11 protein-coding genes are annotated in these 15,250 nt (G+C 62.7%); 3 read left to right on the top strand and 8 right to left on the bottom strand.

What is annotated here, in order from left to right:
• Positions 1-54: 54 nt before the first annotated feature.
• Genes AB5Y89_RS16100 through AB5Y89_RS16110 form a run of 3 tightly spaced genes read right to left on the bottom strand, consistent with a single transcriptional unit; the run spans position 55 to position 4,350 of the window.
• On the bottom strand, positions 55-861 hold the full coding sequence (locus tag AB5Y89_RS16100; protein ID WP_368224167.1) for a phosphoadenylyl-sulfate reductase: 807 nt from the start codon (positions 859-861) through the stop codon (positions 55-57).
• Positions 851-2,563 carry an assimilatory sulfite reductase (NADPH) hemoprotein subunit gene (cysI, locus tag AB5Y89_RS16105; protein ID WP_069652077.1) on the bottom strand — a complete coding sequence of 571 codons (1,713 nt, stop codon included), beginning with the start codon at positions 2,561-2,563 and terminating at the stop codon, positions 851-853. The genes AB5Y89_RS16100 and cysI overlap by 11 nt, the downstream gene beginning before the upstream one ends.
• A complete protein-coding gene (locus AB5Y89_RS16110) occupies positions 2,563-4,350 on the bottom strand; it encodes an assimilatory sulfite reductase (NADPH) flavoprotein subunit (RefSeq protein ID WP_160838094.1) in 1,788 nt (595 codons plus the stop codon). Before AB5Y89_RS16110 ends, cysI begins: the two co-directional genes overlap by 1 nt.
• Before the next feature lie 198 nt (positions 4,351-4,548).
• Here AB5Y89_RS16110 and AB5Y89_RS16115 point away from each other — a divergent pair, with 198 nt between their 5' ends.
• Complete coding sequence (locus AB5Y89_RS16115; RefSeq protein ID WP_368224168.1) at positions 4,549-5,346, top strand: PhzF family phenazine biosynthesis protein; 798 nt, start codon at positions 4,549-4,551, stop codon at positions 5,344-5,346.
• A gap of 132 nt (positions 5,347-5,478) precedes the next feature.
• Here AB5Y89_RS16115 and lysS read toward each other — a convergent pair whose 3' ends face one another.
• Both lysS and prfB read right to left on the bottom strand, forming a co-directional pair.
• Complete coding sequence (gene lysS, locus AB5Y89_RS16120) at positions 5,479-6,957, bottom strand: lysine--tRNA ligase (RefSeq protein ID WP_223302609.1); 1,479 nt, start codon at positions 6,955-6,957, stop codon at positions 5,479-5,481.
• Between the two features lie 77 nt (positions 6,958-7,034).
• A protein-coding gene (prfB, locus tag AB5Y89_RS16125; RefSeq protein ID WP_102948437.1) for a peptide chain release factor 2 occupies positions 7,035-8,133 on the bottom strand; the annotation gives its coding sequence in 2 pieces (ribosomal slippage) (positions 7,035-8,057 and positions 8,059-8,133; 1,098 coding nt in all).
• A 252-nt stretch (positions 8,134-8,385) separates the two neighbouring features.
• Between prfB and AB5Y89_RS16130 the strand changes: the two genes are divergently transcribed.
• Positions 8,386-10,257: a methyl-accepting chemotaxis protein gene (locus AB5Y89_RS16130; protein ID WP_039040322.1), complete on the top strand. Its 1,872-nt coding sequence runs from the start codon at positions 8,386-8,388 to the stop codon at positions 10,255-10,257.
• Positions 10,258-10,431: 174 nt separating this feature from the next.
• Here the strand turns inward: AB5Y89_RS16130 and gltS are convergent, their stop codons facing one another.
• The gene (gltS, locus tag AB5Y89_RS16135; RefSeq protein ID WP_041212483.1) at positions 10,432-11,631 is read right to left on the bottom strand and encodes a sodium/glutamate symporter; all 1,200 of its coding nucleotides are present in this window, start codon (positions 11,629-11,631) and stop codon (positions 10,432-10,434) included.
• Between the two features lie 489 nt (positions 11,632-12,120).
• On the opposite strand from gltS, the gene ansA reads away from it, so the two are divergent.
• Positions 12,121-13,128 carry an asparaginase gene (gene ansA / locus AB5Y89_RS16140; RefSeq protein WP_368224169.1) on the top strand — a complete coding sequence of 336 codons (1,008 nt, stop codon included), beginning with the start codon at positions 12,121-12,123 and terminating at the stop codon, positions 13,126-13,128.
• Positions 13,129-13,352: 224 nt separating this feature from the next.
• Here ansA and AB5Y89_RS16145 read toward each other — a convergent pair whose 3' ends face one another.
• Together AB5Y89_RS16145 and AB5Y89_RS16150 are read right to left on the bottom strand one after the other, a co-directional pair.
• Positions 13,353-13,646, bottom strand: coding sequence for a YeaC family protein (locus AB5Y89_RS16145; protein WP_010675423.1), 294 nt, complete (start codon positions 13,644-13,646; stop codon positions 13,353-13,355).
• A 60-nt stretch (positions 13,647-13,706) separates the two neighbouring features.
• Positions 13,707-15,140 (bottom strand): glyceraldehyde-3-phosphate dehydrogenase, encoded by a 1,434-nt coding sequence (locus AB5Y89_RS16150; RefSeq protein ID WP_201968614.1) that lies wholly within the window; start codon positions 15,138-15,140, stop codon positions 13,707-13,709.
• Positions 15,141-15,250 lie beyond the last annotated feature (110 nt).

The raw sequence follows: 15,250 nt of genomic DNA on the forward strand, positions 1-15,250 counted from the left end.
AGTTGCCGGGCGTTTTTTTGTGGGCGCAGCGCAGCACATGGCCGGACCGGGGGATCAGATGCCGGAGCCGTCGCTCTCGCCACCTTCCTCATGCAGGCCACACTCGCGCTTGAGGCCGAAGAAGCGGGTCTGCTCCTCGCTCATGCCGGGCTCCCACTTGGCGGTGGTGTGCACGTCGCCGACCGAGAGGTAACCCTGCTCCCACAAGGGGTGGTAGGGGAGGTCGAACTCCTTGAAGTAGTAGAAGACGTCCTTGTTGCTCCAGTCGATCACCGGCAGGAACTTGAAGCGACCGCGCTGGATGGCCAGCACCGGCAGCTTGCCCCGGCTGCCGGACTGCTCACGGCGCAGGCCCGAGAACCAGGTGCGGGCACCCAGCTCGTTCAGGGCGCGGTCCATGGGCTCCACCTTGTTGAGCTGGTTGTAGCGGGTGATCCCCTCCACCCCCTGCTCCCACAGGAGGCCGAAGCGGGCCTCCTGCCAGGCCGGGCTGAGTTCGGCCCGGTAGATCTTGAGGTTGAGCGCGAGACGCTCGGTCAGCTCGTCGATGAAGCGGTAGGTCTCGGGGAAGAGATAACCGGTGTCGGTCAGCACCACGGGCACGTCGGCCCGCTCGCGGCTCACCAGGTGCAGCATGAGCGCCGCCTGGATACCGAAACTCGACGACAGCACATGCTCCCCCGGCAGGTTGACCAGGGCCCAGCGCACCCGCTCGGGGGCGCTCATGGCGTCCAGCGCCCGGTTGAGGGGGGCCAGCGCCTCGACCTGCTCCTCCCGGCTCAGGGCCAGCAGGGCGTCGAGGTCGAGCCGGCCGTCGGCGGTGCGCGCAAGCCGGGCTGTATCAGTCTGTTCAGGCTGCATAGAAGTCCCTCGCGGAGTCGATAACCGGGGCGATGATCCCGGCGCGAATGACAAAATCGCCGAAGCACTCGTCCGGGTTGCGTTCGCTCGCCCAGCGGCCGATCAGGGCGTCCAGCTCGGCCAGGATCTGCGGCTCGGTGATGTTCTCCAGATGCAGGCGCGGGATGCGGGTCCCCTCGAGGTTGCCCCCCAGGTGCAGGTTGTAGCGACCCGGCGCCTTGCCCACCAGACCCACTTCCGCCAGCATGGCGCGGCCGCAGCCGTTGGGGCAGCCGGTGACCCGGAAGATGATGGCGTCATCCGCCAGGCCGTGCTTGGCCAGCAGCCCCTCGATGTCGGTGACGAAGGCAGGCAGCATGCGCTCGGCCTCGGCCATTGCCAGGGGGCAGGTGGGCAGGGCCACACAGGCCATGGACTGCTTGCGCTGCTCGCTCACGCCGTCATCCAGCAGACCGTACTGGCGCGCCAGCGCCTCGATGCGGGCCTTCTCGCCGGCAGGCACGCCCGCGATGATGAGGTTCTGGTTGGCGGTCAGGCGGAAGTCCCCCTGATGCACCTTGGCGATCTCCAGCATGCCGGTCTTGAGGGGCTTGCCCGGGAAGTCCAGCAGGCGGCCGTTCTCGATAAACAGGGTCAGGTGGTGCTTGCCGTCGATCCCCTCCACCCAGCCAAAGCGATCGCCACGGCTGGTGAATTCATAGGGGTGAACCGGCCCGAACTGGATGCCGGCGCGGTTCTCCACCTCGGCCTTGAAGGCCTCGACCCCCACCCGTTCAAGGGTGTACTTGGTCTTGGCGTTCTTGCGGTTGACCCGGTTGCCCCAGTCGCGCTGGGTGCTGACCACGGCGGCCGCCACCTCCAGCACGTGGGAGAGCGGAATGAAGCCAAAGTCGCTCGCTTTGCGCGGGTAGGTGGTGGTGTCGCCGTGGGTCATGGCCAGACCGCCCCCCACCAGCACGTTGAAGCCCACCAGCTTGCCGTGTTCGGCAATGGCCACGAAGTTGAGATCGTTGGCGTGGATGTCCACATCGTTGTGGGGCGGGATGACCACGGTCGTCTTGAATTTGCGCGGCAGGTAGTTGGAGCCCAGGATCGGCTCCTCGTCACCCCCCAGCTTCTCGCCATCCAGCCAGATCTCCACGTAGGCGCGGGTCTTGGGCAGCAGGTGCTCGGAGATCTTCTTGGCCCACTCGTAGGCCTCCTGGTGCAACTCGGACTCCACCGGGTTGCTGGTGCAGAGCACGTTGCGGTTTACGTCCCCCGCAGTGGCGATGGAGTCGATACCGGTGCTGTTGAGGGTCTGGTGCATCAGCTTGATGTCGCGCTTCAGTACCCCGTGGAACTGGAAGGTCTGGCGAGTGGTCAGGCGGATGCTGCCGTACATGCTGTGTTCTTCGGCGAACTTGTCGATCACCTGCCACTGGGCCGGGGTGATGATGCCGCCGGGCAGGCGGGCGCGCAGCATGACGTTGTGCAGGGGCTCCAGCTTCTGGGCGGCGCGCTCCGGGCGGATGTCGCGGTCATCCTGCTGATACATGCCGTGGAAGCGGATCAGCTGGAAGTTGTCGCCGTTGAAGCCGCCGGTGAGCGGGTCCTGCAGATCTTCGGCGATGGTGCCGCGCAGGAAGTTGCTCTCGCGCTTGAGGCGTTCGTTGTCAGCCAGCGGCCCTTCGACCGGTCCCGGAATAAGTTGTTTGCTCATCAATAGACATCCCTTTGATAACGTTTGGCACGACGCAATTCGCTCAGATACTCTTCTGCTTCCTCACGGCTCTTGTGGCCGTGTTCCGCAATCACTTCCAGCAGGGCTTCCTGCACATCCTTCGCCATGTGGTTGGCGTCGCCACACACATAGAAGTGAGCGCCTGCTTCCAGCCACTGGTAGAGCTCAAGCCCTGCCTCGCGCAGGCGGTCCTGCACATAAATCTTGTTGGCCTGATCCCGGCTGAAGGCCAGGGAGATCTTGGACAGCAGGCCCGATTTCACATAACGCTGCCACTCCACCTGATAGAGGAAGTCCTGGGTGAAGTGGGGATTGCCGAAGAAGAGCCAGTTCTTGCCCTCTGCCCCCTGTGCTTCCCGCTCCTGCAGGAAGGCGCGGAACGGGGCAATGCCGGTGCCCGGGCCCACCATGATGACGGGGGTGTCGGGATTGGCGGGCAGGCGGAAGTTGTCGTTGTGCTCCACGAACACCCGGACCTCGGCATCTTCCGGCAGACGGTCCGCCAGATAGGAGGAGGCGCCGCCGCTTCGCACTGTGCCATCTTCTTGGCGGTAGCGCACCACGCCGACGGTCAGGTGCACCTCTTCTTCCACCTCGCTCTGGGCGGAGGCGATGGAGTAGAGGCGGGGGGTGAGGGGGCGCAGCAGTGCGATCAGTTGATCGGCACTCAAGGAAGCCGGGAAGCGTTTCAGTACGTCCACCACTTGAGCAGAGGCGACCAGGGCGTTGACCTGGGCCTTGTCACCGGCCAGATCCTTCAGCGCCGCGTTGTCCGTGATCTCGGCGAGGCCAGTGATCAGGCCCCCGTGCAGCCGGGTCAGTTCGTAGTGACGGGTCAGCGCCTCACGCAGGCTGCCATGGGGGGTGGCCTCGTCACCGGTCAGACCGGTCAGGGCCAGCACTTCCCCCACGAGATCGGCGTCGTTGTCGAACCAGATACCGAGCGCATCCCCCGGTTGATAGGTGATGCCGGACTCTTCCAGGTTGATCTCGATGTGACGGATGTCCTTGGTGGAGTCGCGGCCGGTGATCTTCTGGTTCACCGAGAGTCTGGCCGGGAAGGGGTTCTCCTTGTTGTACTGGCTGTGGCCGACGGCGGCCTGCACCGAGCCCGCCACGCTGGCGGTCGCGGCGCCGGCAGAGAGGGTGGCGGCGACCGCCGCAACGGCCTGCTCGCCCCAGGCCTTGGCGGCATCCTGATAATCCACATCGAGGCTAGCTAGCTCATGGATGCGCTCTGCCCCTGCCTTGGCGAGGAAACCATCGAAATCCTTGCCGGTCTGACAGAAGAACTCATAGGAGCTGTCACCCAGCCCCAGCACGGCAAACTTGAGCCCTTCCAGCTTGCCGACCTTGCCCTTCTTGAGCTGCTCGAACAGATCGACGGCGCTCTCGGGGGGCTCCCCCTCCCCGTAAGTGCTCACTACCACCAGCAGGTGGCTCTCTTTCTTGAGCTGCTTGGGTTTGTAGTCCGCCATGGAGGTGAGGGTCACCGGCAGGCCGCGGGCCTCGGCCTGGGCCTTGATGGCGCTGGCCACGCCCTTGGCATTCCCGGTCTGGGAGCCGTAGAGAATGGTCAGGCTGCCGCCGGGAGCAGCGACTTCTACGCCTGCGCTCGCCACGGGCTGGACGCCCGCCTGGGAGAGGCCGTAGAGATAACCGCTGACCCAGGCCAGTTGCTGGGTATTGAGGGTGGTGAGAACTTGGTTGAGCTGGCGCTGCTGTTCGTCAGAGAGCGGGCTCAGGGTGGGGGCTGTCAATGGCATCACACATGTCTTCCATGGTCTGATTTTTGGTCAGGGTAAGGGGTGTAATGAATAACAACAAAGAATAAAAATATCTTCTTTATGCGATTTATGAATTTATAAAGCCAAAATCCATCTCAGCCCCGGGGGGCCCGTGATATAAAAATGGCCTTGCCGAGCCCCCTGTCCCGGGGATCTCTCATGCCCCAAGGAGCAACCATGTCCCGTCTCTATCATGTCAACGCCTTCAGCCATCACCCCTTCGGAGGCAACCCCGCCGTGGTGGTGCTGGGGGCAGCGCGGCCCGACGCCGAGCTGCAGGCCATGGCAGCGGAGTTCAACCTCTCTGAGAGCGCCTTTCTGACCCAACTGGGAGAGGGGCATTACGGGTTGCGCTGGTTCACCCCGCAAGTGGAGGTGGATTTGTGCGGCCATGGTACCCTGGCGGCGGCCCATGTGCTGTGGCAGACGGGGGCGGTGTCGGGGGATCTCCCCATCCGCTTCGCGACCCGCAGCGGTGAGTTGGTGGCCCGGCGGGAAGGGGAGTGGATCTGGCTCGATTTTCCGCGCATTGCCCTGGCGCCGCTCGTTCTAGATCCGGCCTATGCGGCTGCGGTCGGTTGCCAGCCGCTGCAAACCCTGGCGGCCGGGGCCAAGTTCCTGCTTGAGCTCGGTAGCGAGGAAGAGGTCCGCGCGCTTACCCCCGATTTTCACGCCCTGCGGGCGCTGCCGGGCCGGGGGATCATGGTGACGGCGCCATCGAGCCGGGGAGAGGACGACTTCGTCTCCCGCTATTTCGCCCCCTGGGTCGGGGTGGACGAGGATCCGGTGACCGGCTCCAACCACTGCGCCCTGGTGCCCTTCTGGGCCGAGCGGCTCGGCAAACGGCAATTGCGGGCCCGCCAGATCTCGGCCCGAGGCGGGGATCTCAGGCTGGAATTGCAGGAGGAGCGGGTGCTGATGGCGGGCCGCGCGCTGACCCTGTGGCAGGGGGAGTGGCTGCTGCCACCGGCCTGATAAGCGGCAAGTTGGTGGCGTATTGAAGGTTCGCCACCGGTTGTGTCCGGCATAAAAAAACGCCCCGCAATTGCGGGGCGTTTTGATTGCCATGGACGGCAGCGTTTTGCTGCGGCCCTGTTTCTGCGGCGCTTACTTTTGTGGACGCAAGGCCGGGAACAGGATGACGTCGCGGATGGTGTGGCTGTTGGTGAACAGCATCACCAGACGGTCGATACCGATACCCTGACCGGCGGTCGGCGGCAGACCGTGTTCCAGCGCGGTGACGAAGTCGGCGTCGTAGAACATGGCTTCGTCGTCCCCTGCGGCTTTCTGGTCAACCTGGGCCTGGAAGCGCTCGGCCTGATCTTCCGCATCGTTCAGCTCGGAGAAGCCGTTGGCCAGCTCGCGGCCGCCGATGAAGAACTCGAAGCGGTCGGTGACGTCCGGGTTCTGGTCGTTGCGACGGGCCAGCGGGGAGACGGCGGCCGGGTACTCGGTGATGAAGGTCGGTTGCAGCAGCATGTGTTCCACGGTCTCTTCGAAGATCGCGGTGATCACGTGGCCCAGCTCCCAGCTCTTCATCAGCTCGATCTTCAGGCCCTTGGCGACGGCGGTGGCCTTCTCAAGAGTGGCCAGATCGTCACGGGTCACACCCGGGTTGTACTTCAGGATAGAGTCGACCATGGAGAGGCGCTGGAACGGCTGACCGAAATCGATGGTCAGGCCCTCTTCGCCCTCTTTGGCGTAACGGATCCTGGTGTCGCCCAGGATGTCCTGTGCCAGGGTGCGCAGCATCTCTTCGGTGAGATCCATCAGATCGATGTAATCGGCGTAGGCCATATAGAACTCGAGCATGGTGAACTCGGGGTTATGGCGAACGGAGATGCCTTCGTTGCGGAAGTTGCGGTTGATCTCGTAGACACGCTCGAAACCACCGACCACCAGACGCTTCAGATAGAGTTCCGGAGCGATACGCAGGTACATGTCGATGTCCAGCGCATTGTGGTGGGTGATGAAGGGACGTGCGGAGGCGCCACCCGGGATGACTTGCATCATGGGGGTTTCCACTTCCATGAAGCGCTTGTCGTTCAGGAACTTGCGAATGCCGGCCACCACCTTGGTGCGGGTCACGAAGGTCTTGCGAGACTCTTCGTTGGCGATCAGGTCCAGGTAACGCTGGCGGCAGCGGGCTTCCTGGTCGGTCAGACCCTTGTGCTTCTCGGGCAGCGGGCGCAGGGCCTTGGTCAGCAGGCGGATGGTGGAGACGTGTACGGAGAGCTCACCGGCGTTGGTGCGGAACAGGGTACCCTCGACACCGACGATGTCACCCAGATCCCACTTCTTGAACTGCTCGTTGTAGAAGCCTTCCGGCAGATCGTCACGGGTCACGTAGATCTGGATCTTGCCAGCCATGTCCTGCAGGGTCGCGAAAGATGCCTTGCCCATGATCCGGCGGGTCATGATGCGACCGGCAATCTTCACCTGTTTACCCAGGGCGACCAGCTCGTCATTGCTCTTGTCGCCGAATTCGGCGTGCAGATCGCCGGAGAGGCTGTCACGACGGAAGTCGTTGGGGAAGGGGTTGCCCTGGGCGCGCAAGGCGGCCAGCTTGGAGCGACGCTCAAGCATCTCGTTGTTCAGTTCGAGAGTCTGGTCGACTTCCGGGGTGGTGGTTTGTTCAGACATGGTGATTCCTGCTGCTCTGTTTACAGGCCTGATTTCAGGCTGGCTTCGATAAACTTGTCCAAGTCGCCGTCGAGTACCGATTGGGTATTGCGGGTTTCGACGCCGGTGCGCAGATCCTTGATACGGGAATCATCCAGTACGTAGGAGCGGATCTGGCTGCCCCAGCCGATGTCGGACTTGGTCTCTTCGAGGGCTTGCTTCTCAGCGTTCTGCTTTTGAATTTCCAGCTCGTAGAGCTTGGCCTTCAACTGCTTCATACACTGATCTTTGTTCTTGTGCTGGGAACGGTCGTTCTGGCACTGCACCACCACGCCGGTCGGCACGTGGGTGATACGCACCGCGGACTCGGTCCGGTTGACGTGCTGACCACCCGCACCGGAGGCGCGGTAGACGTCGATGCGAAGATCAGCCGGGTTGATCTCGATCTCGATGTCATCATCGATCTCGGGGTAGACGAACACGGAGCAGAACGAGGTGTGGCGACGGCCGCCGGAATCGAACGGCGACTTGCGTACCAGGCGGTGCACGCCGGTCTCGGTGCGCAGCCAGCCGAAGGCATACTCGCCGGTGAACTTGATGGTGGCGGACTTGATGCCGGCCACGTCGCCCTCGGAGCATTCGATGAGCTCGGGCTTGTAGCCGTGGGCATCGCCCCAGCGCAGGTACATGCGCAGCACCATGTTGGCCCAGTCCTGGGCCTCGGTGCCGCCGGAACCGGACTGGATGTCGATGTAGCAGTCGGAACCGTCGTGCTGACCGGAGAACATGCGACGGAACTCGAGATCCACCAGCTTGGCCTCCAGCTCGTCCGCTTCGACAACGGCTTCGTTGAAGGTCTCTTCGTCTTCACCTTCGACGGCCAGGCTGACCAGCATCTCGACGTCATCGACGCCCTGGGTCAGGGTATCGATGGTGCTGACGACGTTCTCCAGGGAGACGCGCTCCTTGCCCAGCGCCTGTGCGCGCTCGGGTTCGTTCCAGACATCCGGCTGTTCCAGCTCGGCATTGACCTCTTCTAGACGCTCTTTCTTGGCGTCATAGTCAAAGGTACCCCCTAAGCAGCTCGGTCCTCTCAGACAGCTCCTTAAGCTTGTTTAATACAGGATTGACTTCAAACATCGTGAAAACTCTCGGGGTCGATGTGATTTAAAAACGGGATATTCTAGCCAATTGCAGAAGGAATAAACAGGGTTGGCTGGCCCCGCTCTTTTTCCTGCTCCAATTTTCCGCAGCATTTTTAAAATTTCCGCGTAAAATATCGTCACTCACGCCATTCTCCGCTTCAGTTTTGCGCGGATTGGCCGCTAACAACACACAGTGCCACGCACTCCCGATTGATCCTGTTCCCGACCCCCACAAGAAGAAAACACGATGAAAAACCTATCACTCAAGCAGAAGATACTGTTGTCTGTGGTCATCGCCTTGTCACTGGTGATCCTGCTGCTCTCCTGGCAGAGCTACACCAGCCAGAAGTCCATGCTGCTGCAAGGCAGTCAGGAACAGGTGCAGCGCCTTGGCAGCCAGCAGGCCGCCAGCGTCAGCGACTGGCTTGCCGCCCGTCGTGACGTCATCCAGGCCCTTGGCAACAAGGCCGGTGCCGAGCCCCTCAACGCCCTGCAACAGGCCCAGGTGTCCGGCCGTTTCCAGCTCACCTATTTTGGTGAGGGCAGCGGCAAGATGAACGACTCCGACCCCTCCATCAACCGCGACGGTTACGATCCCCGCTCCCGTGGCTGGTATCAGGAAGCCATGGCCAAGGGCGGCATGATCGTCACCAAACCCTACCTCGACGTGGCCTACAACATTCTGGTGGTGACCCTGGCCCAGCCTGCCCAAGGCGGCGTGGTGGGGGGGGATCTCTCCATCGCCTCCCTGGTGGATGACATCACCAAGATGAAGCTGCCGGCGGACGGCTTCGCCATCCTGATGCACAAGGATGGCACCGTCATCGCCTACAAGGATGCGGCCAAGGCGATGAAGCCGGCCAGCGAGATCGACAACGATCTGACCAATGCCCTGATCGATCAGAGCAAGGCGAGCAACAGTCTGGTGCCTGCTTTCTTCGACAACGAGGGGCGTGACAAGCTGCTGTGGGCGACGGACATTCCGGACACCGACTGGGAGCTGGTGCTGGTACTGGACAAGAGCACCCTGGAGGCGCCGCTCTCCTCCCTGCTGATGACCCAGCTCGGCCTGGCCCTGCTGGTGCTGGTGGGCAGCATCCTCGCCATCTCCTGGCTGGTCAGCCTGCTGCTCGGTCCCCTCACCAAGGTGTCCCAGGCCCTGGCCCGCATCGCCGACGGTAACGGCGATCTGACCCAGCGCATCAAGATCGACGCCAATGACGAAGTGGGCCAGCTCGCCGGCAGCTTCAATCGCTTCGTGGGCAGCCAGCATCAGCTCATCGCCAACATCCGTCAGCTTGCCAACGAGCTGAACGCCGATGCCGAACGCAGTCTGGTGACCAACCAGGCCGCGGTGGAAGAGCTGCAACGCCAGCAACAGGAGGTGACCATGGTCGCCACCGCCGTCACCGAGATGGCGAGTGCCACCATGGAGATCGCGGGCAACGCCGAGAACACCGCTGCCGCCGCCCAGCAATCCGCCCAGAGCAGTGAACAGGGCAAGATCCTGGTGAACCAGACTCGCCAATCCATCAACAATCTGGCCGAGGAAGTGGGGCAGGCGACCGGCGTCATCGGTGAGCTGAGCCGTCACGCCCAGGCCATCTCCGGCATCCTCTCCACCATCCAGGGCATCGCCGAGCAGACCAACCTGCTGGCGCTGAACGCGGCCATTGAAGCGGCCCGTGCCGGTGAACAGGGTCGCGGTTTCGCCGTGGTGGCGGACGAGGTGCGGGTGCTGTCGCGCCGTACTCAGGATTCCACCCAGGAGATCCAGTCCACCATCGAAACCCTGCAACAGACCACGGCCCGCGCGGTGAGCCTGATGCAGACCAGCCAGGGGTTGGCGGACAACAGCGTGAAGGATGCCGACGCTGCCGCTGCGGCTCTGGAGGAGATCACCCAGGCCGTCAGCCTCATCTCCGACATGGCGGGCCAGATCGCCACCGCCGCCGAGGAGCAGACCCAGGTGACCGGTGAAATCACCCAGAACACCACCGCCATCAAGGATGTGAGCGACGAGATCACCGCTTCCGCCATGCGCGACCTGGATCAGGCGCACAACCTCAAGGGGCGTGCCACCAACCTGAACCAGCAGGTGTCGACCTTTATTTTGTAAGGAAGGTCAGGCCGCAGTCCTACCGTGGCGTCAGTAAAAAGCCCCGCACCTTGGTGCGGGGCTTTTTGTTGCCTGCCGTCGGCCCCTTGGTGGGGGTCGGGGCAGCGTCCAGGGGCCAGCAAACAAAGAGCCCACCGCAAGGTGGGCTCTGTCATACGGGGCCTGCGCCCGGGATCACAGGAAGGGCAGGGCCAGGAACAGCTTGATCACCACGGCGTTGATGATGTCGATGAAGAAGGCTCCGACCATGGGCACCACCAGGAAAGCCAGGTGGGAGGGGCCGAAGCGCTGGGTAATGGCCTGCATGTTGGCAATGGCCGTGGGGGTGGCGCCGAGGCCGAAGCCGCAGTGACCCGCCGCCAGCACGGCTGCATCATAGTTGCGCCCCATGACCCGGAAGGTGACGAAGATGGCGTAGAGCGCCATGGCCACCGTCTGAACGGCCAGCAGGATGAAGATGGGCAGGGCCAGGCTTGCCAGCTCCCACAACCTGAGGCTCATCAGCGCCATGGCGAGGAAGAGCGACAGACTGACGTTGCCGAGCAGGGAGACCTCGCGGTCGCTCACTTCGTGCCAGTTGAGCAGGGTGAGCAGGTTGCGCAGCAGCACGCCGACAAAGAGCACGCAGACGAAGATCGGCAACTCGAAGACGCCGCCCTTGAGATAAAGGGCCAGCATTTCGCCCCCTTTCAGGCTGATGGCGATGAGTGCCAGGGTCTCGATCAGGCTGAAGGTGGTGAGCGGGCGCTCCATGTCCGGCATTTCGAAGCCCTGGGGGGCGCCGTCACGGTTGTGCTCCTCACCGGGCACCTGCACCTTCTTCACCAGATAACGGGCCACCGGGCCGCCGATGAGGCCCCCCAGCACCAGACCGAAGGTGGCACAGGCTATCGCCAGCTCGGCGGCGGATTGTACGCCGTACTTCTCGGTGAAGATGGAGCCCCAGGCCGCCCCGGTGCCGTGGCCGCCGGAGAGGGTGATGGAGCCGGCCAGCAGCCCCATGTGGGGATCCAGCCCCAGCAGGGTGGCCAGACCCACCCCCAGGCTGTTCTGCACCAGCAGCAGGCCGGTGACCACCAGCAGGAAGGTGGCCACCGCCTTGCCGCCGCGCTTGAGGCTGCCCAGATCGGCGGAGAGGCCGATGGAGGCAAAGAAGGTCAGCATCAGGGCCGTCTGCAGGCTGGTATCAAATTGCAGTTCGATCTGCAGGGTGGAGCGCAGCACCAGCAGCACCAGGGCAACCACCAGGCCACCGGCCACGGGTTTGGGGATGTTGAAAGTGCGCAGGGGTCCTATCTTGTTGACCAGCAGGCGGCCAAGCAGCAGCACCAGGGTCGCGGCGACCAGGGTGGCGTAGGCATCAAGTTGTAGCATTCAGTGCTCCCATGTTGATCGGCTGTGTCTTTGGCGAGAAAGACTCACGGATCCAGCCGGGATGAAACAGAGTGGCGAACGCGCCAGTGACAGAGGGGCCGCAGCCCCGTCCCTCTGCAAAAGAGGGGGTCGACACGAGCCCGTGTTCGTCGGGCGTCCAGATGAGATTTGTGAAAAATCCGCCGGATACTAGCAAAAAACACCAAGTACATCCACATATGTCACATTAATGATTAAAACATGGTGTTAACATGGCATTTAAAACTGCCTCGCCGAGTGTGCTCCGGATCGCAACAATGCTGCTGCGGCTGTCATTTGCAGCGGCACTCTTTATAATTCGCCCGGTTCCGCCCCCACGGGAGGACACAGACCCTCAAGAGGTCTGCTGATGACCGATATTGAGCCCGCCCGCACCATCTGAAGGACGGGGGCTGTATCGGTTGAGCCCTGTTTGATTTGCCGGTTTCCAGTCCAGAGAGAGGAGAGGGTGTGAAGAAGTCCATCTACATTGCCTACACAGGCGGCACCATAGGGATGCAGCGTTCCGACCACGGTTATGTACCGATGGCGGGCTTCATGGAGGACTGTCTGGCACGGATGCCCGAGTTCCATCGACCGGAAATGCCCGATTACCATATCCACGAATATGCCCCCCTCATCGACTCTTCCGACATGACGCCGGCAGACTGGCAGCGCATCGCCGAGGATATCAAGGGCAACTACGACAAGTACGACGGTTTCGTCATTCTGCACGGCACCGACACCATGTCGTTCACCGCGTCTGCGCTCTCCTTCATGCTCGAAGATCTGCACAAGCCGGTCATCATCACCGGCTCCCAGATCCCCCTGGCCGAACTGCGCTCGGACGGTCAGCAGAACCTGCTCAACGCCCTCTATATCGCGGCCAACTACCCGATCCACGAGGTGACGCTCTTCTTCAACAACCAGCTCTATCGCGGCAACCGCAGCAAGAAGGTGCATGCCGACGGCTTCCACGCCTTCGACTCGCCCAACTACCCGCCCCTGCTCAATGCCGGTATCGCCATCTCCCTGGAGGCAGGTGAGCTGGGCGTGCCGTGCGATCGCCGCCTGGTGCTGCACGACATCACCCCCCAGCCCATCGGGGTGGTGACCCTCTATCCGGGGATATCGGCGGAGGTGATAGCGAACATCCTGCAACAGCCGGTGCGTGCGCTGATCCTGCTCTCCTTCGGGGTGGGCAATGCGCCCCAGAACCCGGCCATGCTGGCGCTGCTCTCCGAGGCATCTGCCCGGGGCGTCATCATCGTCAACCTGAGCCAGTGCCTGCACGGCAAGGTCAACATGGGGGGCTATGCCACCGGCAACGCCCTCTCCCGTGCGGGAGTCATCTCGGGCTTTGACATGACCGCCGAGGCGGCGCTCACCAAGCTGCACTTCCTGCTGAGCCAGGATCTGCCGGCGCCGCGCATCCGCGAGCTGATGCAGCAGTCTCTGCGGGGTGAACTGACCCCCTGAGAAACTGTCCACGACCTTACTGCGAAGCCGTGGTCAAGGCTCATGTGCTGCTCGGAATCCTCACGTATATCTATACGCGCCGGTTCCTGCGCTGCTCTTCACCTTGCTGACGTCTTCTCGCGACAGGTCGTGAACAGCTTCTGACCTCCCTACCATGGGGGAGAGGGGAAAAGAGAGGGGAGCCATATTGGCTCCCCTTTTTAGTTGTGGCGGGCGGGTCAGTCTCAGTGGCTAAGGTCGACCCGTACTATCTCTTCCTCGTCGCGATACTGACGCTTGAGCTCGCTCTTGCTCTTCATCACGATCTCGCCGTCACGGCCGATGTTCATGTGCTCGGGGTTCTCAAGGTGCATCGCCTGCCAGGCCATCACGGCCTGCAGGGAAGTGGCCTTCTGCTCCTCGGTGAGGGGCTTGCCATCCGGCCATTTGCCGAGCTCGACCGCCGTCTTGAGGCGCTCGTACACCTCTTTGGGCATCTGCGCTATCGCTTGTTGAAACGTCACTTGCTGAGACGACATCCGGCCTCTCCTTGAAAATTGAGCCATGAACACGGGTTCCGGCGGGCAGATCCTGTCGGACTATACCGGTAGATCCTGGCGGACTACGCCAGCCATCTGCTCCATCACCCGCACGACCTGACAACTGTACCCGAACTCGTTGTCATACCACACGTAGAGCACGCAGTGATCCCCCTCGGCGATGGTGGCCTGGGAGTCGACGATGCCCGCAAAACGGGAGCCCACCATGTCGGAGGAGACCAGCTCGGTGCTGGCGCTGAAGTCGATCTGGCGATGCAGGGCCGAGCTCAGCGCCATCTGTTGCAGATAGGCGTTGAGGCTCTCCCGATCGGTGGTCTGTTCCAGCGACAGGTTGATGATGGCCAGGGACACGTTGGGGGTGGGCACCCGGATGGCGTTGCCGGTCAACTTGCCCTTGAGCTCCGGCAGCGCCTTGGCCACCGCCTTGGCGGCACCGGTGCTGGTCATCACCATGTTGAGGGCTGCGCTGCGACCGCGGCGCTCGCCTTTGTGATAGTTGTCGATGAGGTTCTGATCGTTGGTATAGGAGTGGACCGTCTCCACGTGGCCGTGGCGGATGCCGTACTTGTCCTGCATCACCTTGAGCACCGGGGTGATGGCGTTGGTGGTGCAAGAGGCGGCGGAGACTATCTTGTCATCCGGACCTATCACCTCGTGGTTGACCCCGAACACCACGTTCTTCATCTCCCCCTTGCCGGGGGCGGTCAGCAGTACCCGGGCGGCGCCGCGGGCCTTGAGGTGCTCGGACAGGCCCGCCTCGTCACGCCAGACGCCGGTGTTGTCAACGATCAGCGCATTGTCGATGCCGTAGGCGGTGTAGTCGATGTCGGCCGGGCTGTTGGCGTAGATCACCTGGATGAAGGTGCCGTTGGCGATGATGGCGCTGCGTTCTGCATCCACCTCGATGGAGCCGTTGAAGGGGCCGTGCACCGAGTCGCGGCGCAGCAGGCTGGCACGCTTCTCCAGATCCCCGTCGCGACCGCCGCGGACCACGATGGCGCGCAGGCGCAGGGAGTTGGCGGCGCCGGTGCGCTCGATGAGCAGACGGGCCAGCAGGCGGCCGATGCGGCCGAAGCCGTAGAGCACCACGTCGGTCGGGGCGGGCACAGCACTGCGGTTCAGGGCCGGTGCCAGCTTGGCGCGCAGATAGTCCTCGATGCCGGCTTCATCCTGGTGATCTTGCCAGTAGCCCACGGCCAGTTTGCCGAGATCGACTTCGGCGGCGGTGGGGTTCAGGGCCAGGATGGCTTGCAGCAGGGGAAAGCTCTGTTGGATAGGGAGGGGGGCTCCCTGGTGGCGGCGAACGACCCGGTGGGCCTTGAGGATATCGATGGTGGAGGCGTTTTGCAGGGGGCGTCCGTAGAGGGTGATCTCTATCCCTTGCTGTCGGTAGAGGCGACCTATCAAGGGTTGCATGGCTTCGGCGAGCTCCTGGCTCTCCTGCCACGCCTGCAAGTAGTGCTCGTGGGTCATTAACCAGATCCTTTTATTTCACGTTGTTGAAGCAAGTTGCCTGGGCAAATTGAAATTCGTCGAAGGCAGATCAGTGTAGGGCTGATGGTTTCGTTATATTATTCTGCAAT

It is taken from the genome of Aeromonas sp. s4 (assembly GCF_040907855.1).
In the GTDB taxonomy this organism is placed as follows: domain Bacteria; phylum Pseudomonadota; class Gammaproteobacteria; order Enterobacterales; family Aeromonadaceae; genus Aeromonas; species Aeromonas caviae.